A 17,756-nucleotide genomic window follows, 5' to 3' on the forward strand; every position below is an offset into this window, starting at 1 on the left:
GGTGCGCCCTTCATGCGGATCTGCTCCATCATCAATTCCCTAACCACGGGGGGCGCAGAAGTCCTTGTCTGCGCCCTGACCGAGGAGTTTGCGCGCCTGGGTGACAAACCGTTGGTGGTAGCCCTTTGCGACTCGCAGACCTTAGGTAATTCTGTAGAAACCGAAGATCGAATGATCCGCGACATCAAGGCCGCGGGAGGCTCGTTTCGATCGCTCGGACTGAACGCGCGCCGTAATCCCGCGACGGGCTCCTTTTGGCTGAAGCGAGCGCTTTATGATTTCTCGATCGAGGTCGTGCACGCGCATACGGTACGTGCGTTGCCAATGCTGGCGTTATCGCAATGCGGGGTTCCGCGGGTCCTTACGCACCACAATACACGCCTGCCGTTTCCACCCTGGATGTTCAAGCTGTTCGACCATTGGACGGATCGATACGTGGCGATCGGATCAGACGTCGAGGAAATCTTGCTCAGGCATGCCGGGAAGCCGGTAGTAAGAATACCCAATGCGGCAAATCGATCCTTCAAGACTGGCGAAGCGCGCCGGACACCGTCCGACGGTGTGCGCGTGCTATCGGTCGGAGCCATCAGCGCGCAAAAGAACTATCCCCTCGTGATCGAGGCTGCCGTGGCTGTGAAGTCGCTTGTCTGGCCTGGCATGACACCCCGGTTCCAGGTCGCGGGTGGAGGCGCGGATTTGGCACAAATGCGCGAACTGGCGCGATCGCGCGGCGTTAGCGAAATGGTCGAGTTCTTGGGAGAGCGATCGGATGTTCCCGATCTCATGACAGGCAGCGACGTATACCTCAACGTGTCGCTATTCGAGGGCATGCCCTTGACCCTGCTCGAAGCTATGGCGAGTGGGTTGCCGATTGTTGCGACCGACGTTCCGGGCAACCGCGAGCTCGTTGAAGACGGCCGAAATGGGCTGCGGATCATGCTTGGCGACGGTGGCGGCATTGCGCAAAGTCTCAAAAGACTCGTCACAGAACCCGAGCTGTATCGTCGCCTGTCTGTCGGTTCCATTGAGAAAAGTCGCGATTTCACGATCGAGCAAACGGCATCGCGACATCGTGATCTTTACCGCAGCCTCGTCAATGGCCGCCCCTCGCCAATCGACCGACACCAAAGGGGGTAGCCTAAAGAGTACCGAATTCGCCGCAATAGCTTGTGCGAACCTGTCGTCCTTTCATTAACATCCTCTCACCGTGTCGTGGCGTGAAGCGGCCTGTGACGAGCAAGGGAGCAAGGCAGTGCATGATATTGTAGCCAATGAACCGGGGCCGATTGCCGCACCCAGAGAGCGCCGCTTCTCGGGCAACTATTACACCGCTTCACAACAGCCAGCATCGACCGAGCAACTTGGCGTCACCGACCTTGTCAGGACTTTCGCACGACATCGGTTGCTAGTGCTCGGGACCGTGATCGTAGTCGCCTTAGCGACTTTGGCGTGGCAGCTGACTTCCCCGAAGCTCTACCGCGCCAAAGCCAACATCCAAGTCGAGTTGATCGACGAAACCGGCACCAACCAGGCCGACGCCCTCGCAAAGAATTCACAGCGGCTGGCGAACGAAAGCAAGCTGTACCGTTCGCGCACCTCGGCACACAAGGTGGTTGAAAAGCTGAACCTGCTGGAAAACCCAGTATTTCTCAAGCAAATGGGAGGCAAGCCGATTGGAACTGAAGCGGAGCAGATAAGCGAGGCAGTCTCGGTCTTGCTCGCAACCACAGATGTGAAGTCCGAGGAAGGATCGGACTTGATCGAATTCTCGGCCACGGCGCGTTCTCCCGAGCTTGCAGCGAAGATCGCCAACACGTTTCCCGAAGCGGTAGGAGACCTGAAGCGCTCGCGCGACACCAAGCGCAGACGGGAGTTGATGAACGATCTCGAAGCCGAACGCGAAGATCGCATGGCACGTGCCGTCGAGGCCGCCGAAGCTTTGGCAAAATTTCGTGTCGCCAATCGTATGCTTGTAGGCGCGGGAGGGGCAGAGGATCTTGCGCAAATCAACCGGATATCCACCGAGGCCGCGTCAGCTGCAGCTCAGGGTTCGGGATCGGCGGCGCAGAGCGCGGGTATCGCGCAAGCAGCGGGTCTCTCGACGACTCTCGGGGCAACCTCCGCGGCAGTTCAGCAATTGCAGCGCCAGGAAGCAGAACTCAGCGCCCAAAACGCCCGGTTGTCGCAGACCTATGGCAGTGGGTATCCCGAATTGGCCAGGGTTCAGACCGAGCTTCAAAGCGTACGAGCCAGTCTCGCCCGCGAACAGGACGCTGCACGCAGGGCGGCGCAAGCCCAAGCAAGCGTAGAAGGGGAGCGGATGCGGCAGCTTGCGCGTGCCGAGGCCGCAGGCAGTGCAGCACGTGCCGGCCAGTTGCAGTCAGTCGTTGCCTCGATGACATCACGGGCATTCGCGAACACTGCCAATACTCCCCTGCTCGAGCAGCTCGAACGCGAAGCCCTCACCACAGCAGCGGCAGTGGCAAGCATTGCCGAGCAAATGAACCGCGTCGAATCCGAGAAACTGGTGGAAGGCGTAAGCTCGAACATAATCTCGCCGGCAACGCCCGACCGTGATGCGATTTCCCCCGCTCCCCTCAAGACCACTGCAGTTGCCGTCACGGGCGCCGCGGTCCTGGCGATGATCATTGCTTTCCTCATCGACTTGATGGACGATCGCCTGCGTACTGCCGCACAGATCCGGAAATATTTCGGACTTCCGGTCTTCGGCATGCTCCCATCGCTGACGGACGGTTACTCATCCAAGCTGCGGGAATCGCCGGTGATTACCGAACCGCATTCGATTTTCGCTGAAGTGGCGAGATCGGTCTACTCCGAAGTCCGTTCGCTCATGCCGTCCAATCAGTCGCAGAGTGTTCTGGTGACTTCGCCAATGCCTGGCGACGGCAAGTCAGTCACCGCGCTGACAATAGCGGCAGCTGCATTGACGATGGGCAAGCGGGCCGTGATCCTTGATCTCGACCTTCGCAGGTCGGGAATTCTGCAGAGAATACAGCAGGATATGGACGCTCCCGAGTTGATCGACGTGATCAGGGGGAATGTAGATGTGCACGGCCTCATCGCCCCTCCCAACAGCTCTGGGGAAATGACGAACGCCGGCTTTGAAGTCATGCTCAGGCCGGATGCGGATGAAATGCTGTCGCGGTTCATGCTCCTGAGTGCGTCCCAGCCGATCGCCGAACCTGCGGCCGTGCTCACTTCGCCACGCTTCCAGCAATTGGTTGCAGATCTGAAGAAGGACTTCGATATCGTGGTGGTCAACGCCCCGGCGGTTCTCGCCGTTCGCGACGCTCGTTCGATGAGCGACTACACCGATGACACGATCATTGTCGTTAAATGGGGCGAGACCAACATTGACCAGCTCCGCGCCACACTGGAATTGCTGGGCAGCGGAAACGTCGCAGGCTGCGTCTTCAATCAGGTCGACTACGCCGATCATGCCCGCCGGAAATACGGAGATTCTATTCAGTACTATCACGAGGCTGCGGACTATTTCAGCGGTGCGGTCCCCGCCCGGCTTACCCTTCGGGATGAGTTCATGCGGCTCTTCAGGAGGAAACCGCTGGCCGCGTAGGATACGTGCCAGCGAGCTCTAGTATCCCACCATGCGCATCGCAGTCATCAGCGACATTCATTCGGCGGCCGCTCCGTTTCGCAAGGCCTTGGCCGATGCCCGTGCAGAAGGTTTCGACCAGCTTATTCTGCTCGGGGACCTGTTCACCTACGGGGTCGATCCGACCGCCTGCCGTGAATTGGCGATCGAAGCGATTGATCGCGACGGCGCCTTCCTAGTCGGTGGGAACCACGAACAGCTGTACATCGACCTCAGAGACCGTCGCTCGGCCTATATTGATCGCTTGCCCAGTTGGATCCGCGAGTCCATCGAATGGACCTGGCAAGAACTCGGCGGAGAATGGCCGACCCAATTGGATTGGATCGCCGAATGGGCTTGGGGCAGCGCGTTGTTCGCCCATGCCAACCCTTTCGGCTTTGGTGACTGGACATATCTGTCCGATGAGGAGCTGCTCAGGGCAGCGGCCCGAAGGTTGCGAGAGCGCGGTTTTCGCTACGGTATATTCGGACACCTCCACCGCGAAAAATTCTTCCGGGACGAGCAAGGGGTCGAAGTGCACGTGGTGGACTCCGTCGGGCAACCACGTTCGCGTCAAGGCGGTATGCCTTCCTGGACAATGGTCGAAAGCAAATCCGACGCACTTCACGTAGAAGTTCGACCAGTAGAATTCGATCCACTTGCCCACCAATCCGCCATCCTTCGTGCACCTGGTCTATCGGAAGAAACCAAGTCGATGCTCTGCAGGTTTTATCAATGATCAAGGTCGCCGTTACCGGTGCGGGAGCCGTTCTCGGTCAAGGCATCATCAAGTCCCTCAAGATGGCACCATGCGAATACAACGTGGTGGCGCTCGATCCCAATCCGCTGTCGCCTGGCTTGTACTGGGCCAATTCGCACCGGCTCATACCCATGGCGAATGACGCCGGTTACGCTGGGGCGATCGAGGCGATGCTCGATACTGAACGGCCCGATGCGGTCCTGGTTGGCACAGATGTCGAACTGGGCATTTTCGCGGAGAAACGCGCTGCTTGGGAAGCGCGGTTTGGCACCAAGATTGTCGTCAGTTCGCCTGAAATCGTACAGATCGCCGACGACAAGCTGGCAACTGCGCAATGGCTCGAGCGGAGCGGGCTACCGTTCCCTCATTCCGCTTCTGCCGAACAGCACCAGGAAGTCGAGGCGCTTGTCGCCTCGCACGGGTTTCCGCTCATCGTGAAGCCGCGGCAGGGCGCCCGCGCCGTCGGAGTGTCGCTGGTTTACGACCGCGACGGACTGGCTGCGGCGCTGGATGGCCGCAAGGGATTGATCGTACAGCAATGGGCGGGTCCTGATCACGAGGAATACACTGCCGGTGTCATTTGCTTCGATGGTGAGGTCTCGGCCTCGATCGTGTTGCGACGGGACCTGCGCGACGGCAATACGTTTCGCGCCTACGCCGGCGAGTATCCCGATTGCGATGCCTACGTGCGTAGGGTCGCAAAAGCTTTGGGGCCTTTCGGGCCAGCAAATCTCCAATTTCGCCGTGGCCTGGACGGCCAGTTCCGGCTGTTCGAGATAAACGCGAGGTTTTCCGGCACTACACCGATGCGCGCATTGCTCGGCTTCAACGAGGTACACATGGTCTTGCAAAAAGTGTTGCACGGCAAGCCAGTGGAACAGCCGCCATCTGCCCGCGGTACGGTGGTACGCTTCCTCGAGGAGCAATTGTTGCCGGACGTCGACCGTGAAGGAATAGGGGCGACAGCGTAATGAGAATCGCGCTGACGGGAGCCTCGGGGAACGTCGGCACAGCTTTTGCCGACGAAGCGCTGAGGGCCGGTCACAGCCTCGTGTGTCTCGGTCGACAATTGCCCTCCTGGCTAGAGGGAAAGGTCGAATTCGAATGGTTCGATCTTGCCGCGCCGTCGGTGAATTCTGCCATTCCGGACGCGCTGCGCGGTGTGGACACGGCAGTTCATCTGGCTGCGAAAGTCGATACCAGTCCGGCCGATGATGCGGCTGCGCTCGCCATGTTCCAGACCAATGTGCTCGGAACAAAGCATCTGATCGAAAGCCTGGCGCAAGCGCGTGTCGGACATATGGTGCTGGCATCGACGGCCAACTTTTACGATCCTCGCCTACAATCGGCCGATGAAGGATCGTTGGTGCAGCCAATGTCGCGGACAATATACCTTTCGTCCAAGGCGGCGCAGGAGTGGATCGCCCGCGAGGCTTGTTCGAAGGCCGGACTTGGCCTCGGGGTCATGCGTATCTCGTCGGTGGTGGGGATCACCGGAGAAGATCTCATCGGCAGAATGGCGGGCAAGGTTATCCGTGGGCAAGCGGTGACGTTGACCGATCCAGAATTCGGTGCCGATTTTGTATCGCTGGACAGCGTAGTGCAGGGTCTCCTGATCGCGGTGACGCGCAGGCTCCAAGGAGATTTCAACCTGTCTTCGGGCATTCGCCATACCTTGCAGGAAGTTCTGGCGTTGGTCGCTGCGGAGGTCGGGTATGAACCGAAGGTCGAATACCGAGACCTTCCTTGCCCCCGCGATCGCGGTTTTCCGGCGATCGAGTGCGACCTTCTCCGGTCGGAAGGATATCTCCCCGAACCTCTCGAGCTATTGATTTCAAGAATGGTCGGCAATGTTGCTGGTGAATTGTCATCGGACTGTCCGGGACCACTATGATGGGTCAGCTCGGAACCCGACTGATTGCCCTCGTCCTGCTGGTTCTCGCGCTCCCACTAATGCTGACGATCGCGCTGGCTTCGGCTCTGACCCAGGGGCATCCGGTCGTATTTACACAGGACCGCGCTGGTATTCGAACCGTCCCGTTCAGACTCATCAAGTTCCGGTCGATGCGAGATGTGCGCGATTCCGATGGAAACCTTCTCCCCGATGCGCAGCGCGTCACAAGGTTTGGCTCATTCCTCAGACGTACGCGGCTTGATGAGATTCCCGGCCTGATCAATGTCGCGCGAGGCGAAATGGCGTTTGTCGGACCTCGGCCGCTACTGCCGGAAACGATCAAGGGTCTCGGGGCGCTTGGCGCCGAACGTTGTGAGGTCCGACCAGGCCTAACCGGATGGTCGCAGGTGAACGGGAATACCTTGCTCAGTCTCCAGCAAAAGGTGGCGCTCGACCTTTGGTATATCCGCAATCGCTCCTGGCTGCTCGATGCGCGAATCATCGGGATGACATTCGTGGTCATGATCGCCGGCGAACGGATGGGTGCCGGCAGGGTCTGATCGGCCGTTGCGTATCTGCGCCAATCGATCGCGTCTCGTCCCGTTACTGGGAGTGAACCATGCTCGTCAGAGCTGATGCCAGCACTCACGAACGATTACAGCGGATTAGGCATATGGCTGAACGCAGCCAGGCAATCCGATCGCGCAGAATACGGGTCACTTGCTTCCCGATTGGCGACTTTCGCTCGCCATAAGCTGGGCCTTTTGCCCGTTTTCGGCTGGCTTGCGACTGAGCGGTAATTTTACACCAACCATCGCCAGATACTGTTCCTTAACCAACAGTGCTGCTCTCTGTCGCCAGTCGCAACCAACCCAAAGATCCGCCATCGTGATTGACCAGCCCCCGAAGAAATCGGTGATGGGCCGCCTGCCGAAGCAGGCAGGGTACCATAACCACTATCTGCTGTTGCCGTTGGCATTGTTGCTTGCTGCTTGTGGCGGCGGAGATGCGGCACCACCAGCACCTCTTGCTGGCGGGACGCCGACGCCCTCGCCGTCACCGAGCCCCACACCCACGCCAACGCCGACGCCCGCCCCGACAACAGGGGCGTTCAACCCTGCCAAGCTGCCGGATGGCCGCCAGAGGGCTTTTCCGACGGCCGAAGGTTTTGGCGCGGCGTCCACCGGAGGCAGGGGCGGTCGGATTATCCAGGTCACAAACCTCAACGATTCCGGCACCGGATCGCTGCGTGCCTGTATGGAGGCCACTGGAGCGCGGACCTGCGTATTCCGGGTAGCTGGCACCATCGAACTCCTGTCGCAGATCAGGGTCGATTCTGGACAGCTCACAGTTGCAGGACAAACTGCACCCGGAGGCGGCATCGCCATACGCAACGCGCCGAACAATCTGACAGGGTCTCCCTTGTTTCTGCGCGCGCCCAACCTCATCATTCGCGGCATTCGCGTCAGGCCGGGGCCGACGTCCGGGACAAAGCAGGACACGACCGACGCGATCACCGTTGATGCCGGTGCTGAAAACACGATTATCGATCATGTATCGTTGTCCTGGGCAACGGACGAGGTGTTCAACTCGACCAAGGCGTCGAGCAAGATTACCCTCCAATGGAGCCTCATCTACGAAGGCCTTAGCCGGTCGACCCATATCCAGACCGAACATTCCAAGGGCGTATTCGTCGAAGGAAGCGACATTTCGTTGCATCATGTTTTCATGGCGCATGCGGTTGACCGGATGCCCAACGCTGGCACAGGGTCGCGGATCGATATCGTCAATACGATCTCTTACGACATGCGCGAGAAAGCGCACCAGTACTTCTCCAATCTCCAGAACCAGAGCGACCCGACCAGCGGGCTGACCCGCAGAGCCAATATCATGAGCAATTGGGTCTCGTACGGTCCCTCGACCCTGCGCGGATCGCCAGTATACGGCGCGGACTATGTGGTCGAGTTTTCGACCTTCCCGCGAAACGCACAGCTTTTCCTGCAAGGCAACATCGACGGGCGGAGACAATCGAATTCCGCCGACGACCGGCTGTTCCTCGATCCAAATGACTGGACCTATGTCGTCTCCAATCCGATCGGCGTCCTTTCGATCGAGCAATTCACGGATGCCCTGCAGGGAGTACGCGACACGCTATCGTTCGCGGGAGCCTGGCCGCGCGATGCGGCCGATCAGCGCGCAATCAATAACTTTCGCAACTGCAGTGGCCGTATCATAGATTCACCGACTGACGTTGGCGGTTGGCCGGCCTTGGCTAATGCAAACCCATATCCCGACGCGGATATGGACGGTATGGACGATGCTTGGGAAACAGCTACGGGATTGACCGATGCCATTGCCGATGCGGATGGCGACGGATTCACCAATCTCGAGGAGTTCCTGAACGAACTCGCCGGCGACCAGACTCGGCAGGGCAATCTGATTGTTCGCGTCGGCAATGGGTCCGGGACAGTTCCAGCGGTCAATTGCGGCATCTCGATCTGATGCGGTAGCCGAAGCAGGCGACACTCCGGATTATCTTCGCAGGCGATCACGATGCACCGCCGGCAGGTAAAGTGGTTTGCCGGGCTTTCACTGAAAAGCGCAACCGCCTGCCAGTGTACGGCGCACATGCGGGCGAGGGCCGCGCCCTTACTATGCCACCAGCCGCCCGATCTCGGCGGCCTGTCAACCGACCATCTCGTAGATCAGCAGCAATCGGAACCCATGCGAGATGCTGTTTTCGCAATCCGATCAACGGCATGGTTGGCGCGGCGATGGAGTAGGTGATCCAGAACGTCAAAAAAGTGTTGCTAGAAGAACAACAAATGGTGCCAGAAGAGGCATCACATTCGAGCTAGTTTTTTAAGTCTTATCAGATGGTTAGAAATTCGGCTATCTCCAAAAAGCCCTCAAAAGGCCCTCAAAACCCGTCTAATGCATTGGTTCGATGCCTTTTTCAGGACTCAGCATTAGCGCTAATCCCGCTTTGATATCGTCATTGCAAGTCAGCAAGAACGGTCAGCAAACCACCTTCGCACAGCCATCCGATCACGTGGTTATCCCGCAAATTCACGTTTTCGCAAATTGCGGGATAAATCATCTCGAAGCTTCTATTCGTCCACCGTAACCTCGTCGCGCACCTCCGGGCTGATAGGACGCTCAACCGCCTGTTTGGCTTCCTGCAATAGCTCTGGTGTGAGATCGGTCGTCCGCGCGGGGAGTGGCGTGCCGTCGCCCATCTCACCGTTCCTTTCGATATCTTCGATCAGCAACTTCATCTCTGCAATTTCTTTGACCTGAGCCTCGATGATCGAGTCCGCCAGCTTGCGAACACGCGGATCGGTGATCTCGGCCCGCGCGCTCGTCATGATTGCGATCGAATGGTGAGGGATCATAGCGGACATGTACTCTTCGTCGTTGACGGTCGCCTGGCTGCGGACCAGCCACAGCGCCACCGCAAAGACCAGCGCGCCTACGCCCAGGATGATGAAGTTCTTGGTCTTGTCCTTGTACATGCCCCACATGAAGAGGAGCATGACGATCATCATCATGCCGCCCATAACGAACGTCATCCAAAAGCGCGTCTCGCTCCAGAACACGTGATTAAGCTCGTATGTGTTTAGATACATCAGGCCGAACATGATCGCGGTCGACGTCGCCACCATCGCCATGAAGCGCCAGTAGTGGCTTCCACCACCGTTCTGCTGGTGGTCCGCGCTGTGGTTGTCAGCCATTCAATCCTCCTGTTGGCTCATCGTCTTGTATACGTAATGGGCTGTGCAGCTGATCAGGATGAAACCCGTCAGCGACGCGATGCCCGCAATCACCCTGAGATGATCGGTTGGATAGATGTCGCCCAGGCCCACTGTCGTCACGGTGATCAGGGCGAAGTAATAATAATCCATGGGCAACATGGCCGGTTCCTTGGCGAACCCGCCAAGACCGAGCGAGGCTGCCCATGCGAAACCGGCCGCGAAGACAACGGCTACCATCATGTGGCTGATGAGAACGAGCAATGAGCCGCCCGTTAGTCTCAGACCGGTCGGCGCAAGCCCCGGCGGTGCAAGCTTCTTCGCCAGGCGCAGCATGGCGAGATGCAATGTCAGCGAAGCAAGGAAGAGCGCTATTCCGATAGCCGTTGCCGCGATCATGCCCGACCTTCGCTCAAGGTTGGAAGGCTGAGCCCGCGAAGACGCAGGGCATTGGCGATGACCGACACCGACGAGAGGCTCATGGCCGCGGCGGCGATCATTGGATTGAGAAGAAGGCCAAAGGCGGGAAACAGCACGCCCGCTGCCACCGGGATGCCGAGCGCATTGTATCCGAACGCGAATACGAGGTTTTGGCGAATATTGCGCATGGTGGCGCGCGACAGGACGATCGCCTGGAGAACACCGGTCAGGTCGCCGCGAACCAGCGTGACGCCAGCGCTTTCGATTGCCACGTCGGTGCCGGTTCCCATCGCAATGCCGACATCCGCCGCCGCCAGCGCCGGCGCATCGTTGATGCCGTCCCCTGCCATCGCAACGCGCTTGCCGGCGGCCTTGAGAGCCTCGATCTTGCGATGCTTGTCCTCGGGCGACACATTGGCCTCGACCTCGTCGATACCGAGCTGGCGGGCCACGGCTTCGGCGGTGGCCCGGCTATCGCCGGTCAGCATGACCACTTCGATCCCGCGCTCGTGCAGCGCCCGAATGGCCGCAGCGCTGGTCGGCTTGATCGGATCGGCGACCGCGATCAGCCCTGCCGGTGCGCCATCGATGGCCACGAACATCACGGTCTGGCCCTGGGAGCGTCCGGCTTCTGCGGACGCGAGCCATTCCGCATCATCGATACCGAGCCGCCGCATCAGTTTCTCGTTACCAATGGCGACCTTCCGCGGTCCCACGCGCGCCTCGACACCCTCGCCGGTAGTCGACGACAAATCAGACGCTGCCTCGAACGCCACGCCTCGCGCCTTGGCGCCTTCAACTATTGCATGGGCAAGCGGATGCTCGCTCCCCGATTCGACCGCGGCGACGGCGGAAAGGAACTCGGCCTCGTCCAGGCCCACTCGGGGAGTGACGGCGACGAGATCAGGCTTGCCCATGGTGAGAGTGCCCGTCTTGTCGACCACCAGCGTGTCGATCTTTTCGAGCGTCTCGAGCGCCTCGGCGTTGCGGATGAGGATGCCGTGCTGGGCGCCCTTGCCGGTCCCGGTCATGATCGACATCGGCGTTGCGAGGCCGAGCGCGCATGGGCAGGCAATGATGAGAACGGCGATTGCGTTGACCAGCGCATAGGCAAGCGCGGGGAATGGCCCCCAGATGGCCCAGACGATAAAGGTAACGACCGCGATCACGACCACGGAAGGCACGAACCAGGCCGCGACCTGATCGGCCAGACGCTGGATCGGTGCGCGGCTGCGCTGAGCTTCGGCGACCATTTGGACGATCTTGGACAGCATCGTGTCCTTGCCGACCGCGCCCGCCCGCATAACGAAGCCGCCGGTCTGGTTGACCGTTCCGCCGATCACCTGGTCGCCGGCCTTTTTGGAAACAGGCAGCGGCTCGCCGCTGATCATGGACTCGTCAATGGCGCTCGCGCCCTCGGTCACTTCGCCATCGACCGGCACCTTGTCACCCGGGCGGACGCGGAGCAGGTCACCGCTTGCCAATTGGTCGAGCGACACTTCGCGCTCGTCGCCGCTGCCGAAGATCTTGAGCGCGGTCGGCGGCGCAAGTTCGAGCAGTGCACGCAGCGCGCTCGAGGTTGAGCCCCGCGCCCTGAGTTCGAGCACCTGGCCAAGTAGGACGAGCGTGGTGATGACCGCCGCTGCTTCGTAATATACCCCAACCCGACCCGAATGATCGCGGAAGGCGGGCGGGAATATATCGGGAAGGAGAGTCGCGACGAGGCTAAACAGGAATGCGATCGCAACGCCGAAGCCGATCAGCGTAAACATGTTGAGGTTGCGGGTCCTGAGCGACTGCCATGCGCGCTCGAAGAAAGGCCAGCCGCCCCAAAGTACGACCGGTGTAGCCAGGGCCAGCTGCGCCCATTGCGCACGCGCCGGTTCGATCAGCCGGTCGAAGCTGATCCCGGGCACCATGTCGCTCATCGCGTAGGCGAACAACGGCAGGGTGAAGAGCGCGCTGACCCAGAAGCGGCGGGTCATGTCGACGAGTTCGGGATCGGGGCCATCCTCGAGGCTGACCGTCTCGGGCTCCAGAGCCATTCCGCAGATGGGGCAGCTTCCCGGTCCTACCTGCCGGATCTCGGGATGCATGGGACAGGTGTAGATCGTCCCTTCGGGAACGTCTTCGACCTGCTTGTGATGCGCGCCCGACAGATAGTGCTCCGGATCGCTGACGAACTTGTCCTTGCATCGTGCCGAACAGAAGTAATGGGTCGCGCCATCGTGCTCGGCGACATGAGCCGCGCTTTCGATCGTCACGCTCATGCTGCAGACGGGGTCGACGGCGGTAGCTTCACCTTCCGCGTGATTTGCGTGGTGGGTGTCGCAACAGCTCATGGATTGCCTCCTCTGCTTCGCAGGTGCGTATGACTGAAATCAGGGATAGGATGCGAAAACCTCGCGGCGGCCGTTGCCGAACGCTATTACCTGGTACGGTTGGACTTTGCCCCCCGCTTCCATGCCGGGCGATCCGAGCGGCATACCGGCGACCGCGAGCCCTTCGACCCAGTCGGGCCTTTCCGCGAGCAGGCGTTCGACTTCGGCGGCGGGTACGTGGCCCTCGATGACGTAGCGATCCGCGATCAGGGTGTGACACGAACGAAGGTCATCAGGGACGCCGTTCTGCGTCTTTACCGACGCCATGTCGGGGTGATCGACCGTGGCGACTTCGTGCCGGTCGCCCTGCCGCATGTGCGCGGCCCAGGCTTCGCAGCATCCGCAGCTGGGATCGCGATACATGGTGAAGCTGGCTGCCTGCGCCGCGCCCGTACAGGCTGCGAGCAACATCGTGCCAAGTATGGGGAGAAGCGGGCGACGGGTCGGATTTCTGCGTTGGCTCATCAGTTGTGTCCCATTGCTTTCATGTCTTCGTCGGACATGGTGGTCATGTCGTGGCCCGCATGCGGATCAGCGGCGGGCGTTGCGGCTGCCGTCGGCGTGGGGGTTGCGACGGGTGCCGGCGCGACCTTGCGAGCGGAAGGCACGGGCGCACTGGTGGTTGCAGGCTGCGGACTCGACGCGGCGACTGGCGCATCAGATCGCGGCTCGGAGACCGGCTCGGTGACCGCCTCGGAAGCAACCGGAGCGGGGGTAGCGACAGCCGCCTCGGCTGCCGGAGTTTCCTCCTCCACCGGAGCGGCGGCATCACTGCATGCATACAGCGGGAGCAGGAGCGCTGGCGCAAGCAACGACTTTCCGGCGCAGGCGAAAGAATTGAAACGCATGGCAGGCTCCTTCAGAGTTTGAGGTGATTGAGACCATGAGCGAGTTCGCCGCCCATGTAGCCCTGAGCGATCAGTAGGACCGCAAGCGGAAAAAGCGTCAGGCGAAGAGCAAGGCGCGATTGCGGATTTCGGTAAGCGATCCAGGCTGCCACCAGGCCAAGGGCGGCGATCAGCATCCCGTTCCAGCGGTGAAGCTGCATGACGGTATCGCCGCCGAACCACAGTCCGGTATGTATCCACCCGAACAGCGCTGCCACGACAGATCCCGCAGCGCCGCCGTAGATCATGATCTTCATGGCCGCTTCGCGTTCTGAAGTACGGCGGGACATTACGAACATCTCGATTAGCGCAGCCATCAGCAAGAGCGCTATCGGGAAGTGGACGGTTGCCGGATGCAGGCTCTTGAGAGCTCCGGTTATGCCTTCACTCTCAACCTGCTCGGCATCATGGCCTTGCGTGGTTTCGTTGGGAACTGCGGCGCTGCCCATCGTTTCCATTTCGTGACCGGGCTGAGCACGGACCTCAGCGGTTACAGTAGGACGCGTGCCCTCCTCCCCATGCTTCTCGTCGCCGTGCGCGAACGCAACCGTTGCCGAGAGAAGAAGAGCCAGGCTGGCCAAAAGGCGTAGAACGGAGTTCACCGCTTGGCCTTCTCGAAAAGGTCGACCAGTTCGCCGAATTTCTGCTTCTGTTCGTCGGCGTCACCGCTGGCGATCGCTTCAGCCACGCAGCAAGCCGCATGGCGCTTCAAGATTTCGCTCTCGGCACGGCCGAGAGCAGCTTTGATCGCCTGGACCTGGTTCAGGACGTCGATGCAGTAACGATCATCCTCGATCATCTGCGCCACGCCGCGCACCTGTCCCTCGATCCTGCGAAGACGATTTACGATGCGGGAACCATCGGTTGCTGCCACGTTTAGCACTCCATCGGCGACGATACCCTCCCGGGTATCTTGCAATACTCCTGGGGGGTATATATGTCAGCGGCCGAAGGAGTTGCAAGACCCATGAGTGAATTGCTGGTTTCGCGTCGACGACTTTTGGGAGCGGGAGCGGTCGGTGCAGGCGCCTTGGCCCTGCCGGCCTGGGCCCGCGGCGCCGACCTTCACGGCGGCGGCCCCATCCGCGCTGGCTTCGATGAAGTCTCGGGTCGGGACATCGCGCTGACCATCGGCGAAGGCCCGCGCGTCGTGCAGGGCCGCCGCGGACACGCAGTCGCCGTGAACGGTAGCGTGCCCGGTCCGCTGGTGCGCCTGCGCGAAGGTCAGCCGGTTCGCCTGGCGGTCACGAACACTCTTGATGAGGACAGCTCGATCCATTGGCATGGCCTGCTGCTGCCGTTCCAGTTCGATGGCGTCCCTGGCGTCAGCTTCCCCGGGATTAAGCCGGGTGAGACCTTCGTCTACGACATCCCTGCGCTTCGCCAGCACGGCACCTACTGGTGGCACAGCCATTCGGGACTGCAGGAACAGGCGGGGCATTACGGGCCGATCGTGGTCGAACCCTCCGGCCCGGACGCGGTGCAGGCAGACCGCGATTACGTGCTGCTGCTGAGCGATTTCACCCCGCTCCACCCGCACACCATCATGGACAAGCTGAAGAAGGGCGAAGGCTACTTCAATTACCAGCAGAACACTTGGACCGACGACTATCCACTCTCTGGCGAAGACCGGCGGATGTGGGCGCGCATGCGCATGATGGCGACCGACATCCTGGACGTGACGGGCTCGACTTACACCTATCTCGCCAACGGACGCGGCCCGGAAGAGGGTCTCGAGTTCCTATTTAATCCCGGCGAGCGGGTGCGGCTGCGCGTCATCAACGGCAGCGCGATGACCTTCTTCAACGTCCGCATTCCCGGGGTGAAGTTCTGGGTGGTTGGCGCCGATGGGCAAAACGTGCGCCCGGTCGAGGTCGAGGAGTTCCAGATCGGCACGGCGGAGACCTACGACATCGTTGTCGAGCCGACCGGTGAGGCGCGGACAATCGTGGCCGAGAGCATGGACCGGTCGGGCATGGCGGTGGCGACCCTCGCCTCGCGTCCCGGCGCGCGGGCTCCTATCCCGCCCTTGCGCGATCCGCCGCTTCTGACGATGGCGGACATGGGTATGAGCCACGGGTCGGGTGGAATGGACCATGGCAGCGGCGACATGGCCGGCATGGATCATTTGGCCATGGGCCATGACATGTCATCGCAGGGTGCGACCCCCGATCCGATGTCCGGAATGGATATGAGCGGCATGAACATGCGCGACACGTCCCTGCTGCCGCCCAGTGTGAAGGTCGGCCCCGGTATCGACATGGTGTCGATGAATCCGGTCGATCGCATGGGCGATCCTGGCCTTGGGCTGGACGACGTGCCGCACAAAGTCCTGAACTACAAAGATCTTGTCGCGCTCGAACCGAACGACGATCTGCGCCGCCCGTCACGACAAATGGAGATTCATCTGACCGGCAATATGGAGCGCTACATGTGGTCGTTCGACGGCAAGAAGTTCACCGCCGTGAGCGACGATCCGATCCGCTTCGCCTATAACGAACGCGTGCGGGTCAAACTCGTCAACGACACGATGATGGCGCACCCGATCCACCTGCACGGCCATTTCTTCGAACTGGTCAACGGCGCGCCTGCCGATCGCCAGCCGCAGAAGCACACGGTGATCGTCCAGCCCGGCGGCAGCGCGACCTTCGACCTCACCGCCGACGAACAGGGCGACTGGGCCTTCCACTGCCATCTGCTCTACCACATGCATTCGGGCATGTTTCAGATCGTGACCGTCGCCAAGCCGCCTTCGGCACCCGATGTGAAGCGGGTGGGAGAAGACTGATGCGCCTGGTCGTCGCCATGCTCCTCGCGAGCGCCGCAACTCCCGCTATCGCACAGGACCATTCAGGTCACGCGCTGCCTAGCGCGCAATCGCCAGCCCAGACCGAATGCGAACAGGAAGCCGCACGCCATCGCGCCATGGGCCATCCGGTGCCCGAGGGGGCTTGTGAGCCTGCCACGCCACCGGGGGAACCAGTCTCCGCCGATCGGCACGAGGGCCATTCTGGCATGGATCATTCGCAGATGGACCACGCTCAAATGGAAGGAATGGACCATTCCGCCATGGACCATTCGGCGATGGATCATAGCGAGATGCCGGCGATGGAACATTCCAATATGGAAAGCATGGACCACGCGGCGATGGGCCATGAAGGGATGCAATCGTCCGGCCAAGCGCCGATGGACCATCAGACGATGGACCATGGAGACATGGACCACGGAGCCATGGACCATGGCACGATGGACATGACACCCATCCCACAAGGACCGCCTCCGGCAGCGGCGGGATCGGGACCGCCCCGCGCCGCCGACGCGATCTGGGGCGCCGAAGCGATGCGCGCCTCGCGCGATGCTCTGCGCGCCGAGAACGGCGGGATGAACGTGTTCTGGTTCCAGGGCGATCGGGCTGAGTATCGCGCACGGGAAGGTGGCGATGGTTACTTGTGGGACGTGCAAGGCTATTACGGCGGCGACCTCGACAAATTCTGGTTCAAAAGCGAGGGCGAAGGTACCTTCGGAGAGAAGCCCGAGTCCGCCGAAATCCAAGGCCTTTGGAGCCACGCGATCGGTCCTTGGTGGGACCTGCAGGCTGGTGTTCGACAGGACCTGACCGGTCCCGAACGCACCCATGCCGTCATCGGCGTGCAGGGACTTGCACCTTATATGTTCGAGATCGACGCGGCCGCGTTCCTGTCCACCAAAGGCGATCTGACGGCACGTGTGGAAGCCGAACTAGACCAGCGCATTACCCAGCGCCTGATCCTGCAACCGCGCGCCGAAGTGAACCTGTCAGCGCAGGACATTCCCGAACTGGGTGTCGGAGCAGGTCTCGAATCGGTCGAACTCGGACTGCGGCTGCGCTACGAATTCGCGCGTGAATTCGCGCCCTATGTCGGCGTTGAACAGGAATGGAAGGTGGGCCAAAGCGCCGACTATGCCCGCATTGCGGGCGAGGATCCGAGCGTGACCAACTACGTTGTGGGCGTCCGATTCTGGTTTTGAACACCGCCGCTTAGTGTGGGCGAATGGCGGGCCTTCATTTT

At 60.8% G+C, this 17,756-nt stretch carries 16 protein-coding genes; 9 read left to right on the forward strand and 7 right to left on the reverse strand.

Features of this window, described 5'->3' with window-relative positions; genetic code table 11:
- Window positions 1-12 precede the first annotated feature (12 nt).
- The 7 genes from WAB17_RS04180 (at window position 13) to WAB17_RS04210 (ending at window position 8,769) form a co-directional block, all read left to right on the forward strand.
- Window positions 13-1,137, forward strand: coding sequence for a glycosyltransferase family 4 protein (locus tag WAB17_RS04180; RefSeq protein ID WP_435418774.1), 1,125 nt, complete (start codon window positions 13-15; stop codon window positions 1,135-1,137).
- A gap of 115 nt (window positions 1,138-1,252) precedes the next feature.
- On the forward strand, window positions 1,253-3,595 hold the full coding sequence (locus WAB17_RS04185) for a GumC family protein (RefSeq protein WP_435418775.1): 2,343 nt from the start codon (window positions 1,253-1,255) through the stop codon (window positions 3,593-3,595).
- 31 nt (window positions 3,596-3,626) lie between these two features.
- Entirely contained in the window at window positions 3,627-4,352 is a 726-nt protein-coding gene (locus WAB17_RS04190) for a metallophosphoesterase family protein (RefSeq protein WP_435418776.1), read from the forward strand.
- Window positions 4,349-5,344 (forward strand): ATP-grasp domain-containing protein, encoded by a 996-nt coding sequence (locus WAB17_RS04195; RefSeq protein WP_435418777.1) that lies wholly within the window; start codon window positions 4,349-4,351, stop codon window positions 5,342-5,344. Before WAB17_RS04190 ends, WAB17_RS04195 begins: the two co-directional genes overlap by 4 nt.
- Complete coding sequence (locus tag WAB17_RS04200; RefSeq protein ID WP_435418778.1) at window positions 5,344-6,267, forward strand: NAD-dependent epimerase/dehydratase family protein; 924 nt, start codon at window positions 5,344-5,346, stop codon at window positions 6,265-6,267. Before WAB17_RS04195 ends, WAB17_RS04200 begins: the two co-directional genes overlap by 1 nt.
- Window positions 6,267-6,827: a sugar transferase gene (locus WAB17_RS04205; protein WP_435419329.1), complete on the forward strand. Its 561-nt coding sequence runs from the start codon at window positions 6,267-6,269 to the stop codon at window positions 6,825-6,827. The genes WAB17_RS04200 and WAB17_RS04205 overlap by 1 nt, the downstream gene beginning before the upstream one ends.
- A gap of 328 nt (window positions 6,828-7,155) precedes the next feature.
- Complete coding sequence (locus WAB17_RS04210; protein WP_435418779.1) at window positions 7,156-8,769, forward strand: hypothetical protein; 1,614 nt, start codon at window positions 7,156-7,158, stop codon at window positions 8,767-8,769.
- A gap of 608 nt (window positions 8,770-9,377) precedes the next feature.
- Here the strand turns inward: WAB17_RS04210 and WAB17_RS04215 are convergent.
- From WAB17_RS04215 to WAB17_RS04245, 7 genes are all read right to left on the reverse strand, one after another.
- On the reverse strand, window positions 9,378-10,001 hold the full coding sequence (locus tag WAB17_RS04215; RefSeq protein WP_193504476.1) for a DUF305 domain-containing protein: 624 nt from the start codon (window positions 9,999-10,001) through the stop codon (window positions 9,378-9,380).
- Window positions 10,002-10,418: an ion channel gene (locus tag WAB17_RS04220; RefSeq protein ID WP_435418780.1), complete on the reverse strand. Its 417-nt coding sequence runs from the start codon at window positions 10,416-10,418 to the stop codon at window positions 10,002-10,004.
- Window positions 10,415-12,781: a heavy metal translocating P-type ATPase gene (locus WAB17_RS04225; protein ID WP_435418781.1), complete on the reverse strand. Its 2,367-nt coding sequence runs from the start codon at window positions 12,779-12,781 to the stop codon at window positions 10,415-10,417. The genes WAB17_RS04220 and WAB17_RS04225 overlap by 4 nt, the downstream gene beginning before the upstream one ends.
- 39 nt (window positions 12,782-12,820) lie before the next feature.
- Complete coding sequence (locus WAB17_RS04230) at window positions 12,821-13,285, reverse strand: DUF411 domain-containing protein (RefSeq protein WP_144097308.1); 465 nt, start codon at window positions 13,283-13,285, stop codon at window positions 12,821-12,823.
- A complete protein-coding gene (locus tag WAB17_RS04235; protein WP_109808973.1) occupies window positions 13,285-13,668 on the reverse strand; it encodes a hypothetical protein in 384 nt (127 codons plus the stop codon). The genes WAB17_RS04230 and WAB17_RS04235 overlap by 1 nt, the downstream gene beginning before the upstream one ends.
- Before the next feature lie 11 nt (window positions 13,669-13,679).
- A complete protein-coding gene (locus WAB17_RS04240) occupies window positions 13,680-14,165 on the reverse strand; it encodes a DUF2231 domain-containing protein (RefSeq protein WP_435418782.1) in 486 nt (161 codons plus the stop codon).
- Between the two features lie 140 nt (window positions 14,166-14,305).
- The gene (locus tag WAB17_RS04245) at window positions 14,306-14,581 is read right to left on the reverse strand and encodes a metal-sensitive transcriptional regulator (protein WP_109808972.1); all 276 of its coding nucleotides are present in this window, start codon (window positions 14,579-14,581) and stop codon (window positions 14,306-14,308) included.
- Between the two features lie 93 nt (window positions 14,582-14,674).
- Here WAB17_RS04245 and WAB17_RS04250 point away from each other — a divergent pair, with 93 nt between their 5' ends.
- Both WAB17_RS04250 and WAB17_RS04255 read left to right on the forward strand, forming a co-directional pair.
- The gene (locus WAB17_RS04250; protein ID WP_435418783.1) at window positions 14,675-16,495 is read left to right on the forward strand and encodes a copper resistance system multicopper oxidase; all 1,821 of its coding nucleotides are present in this window, start codon (window positions 14,675-14,677) and stop codon (window positions 16,493-16,495) included.
- Window positions 16,495-17,715: a copper resistance protein B gene (locus tag WAB17_RS04255; protein ID WP_109808970.1), complete on the forward strand. Its 1,221-nt coding sequence runs from the start codon at window positions 16,495-16,497 to the stop codon at window positions 17,713-17,715. Before WAB17_RS04250 ends, WAB17_RS04255 begins: the two co-directional genes overlap by 1 nt.
- Window positions 17,716-17,756: the final 41 nt, after the last annotated feature.

The organism is Parerythrobacter aurantius, from assembly GCF_045291475.1.
Classification (GTDB): Bacteria; Pseudomonadota; Alphaproteobacteria; order Sphingomonadales; family Sphingomonadaceae; genus Parerythrobacter; species Parerythrobacter aurantius.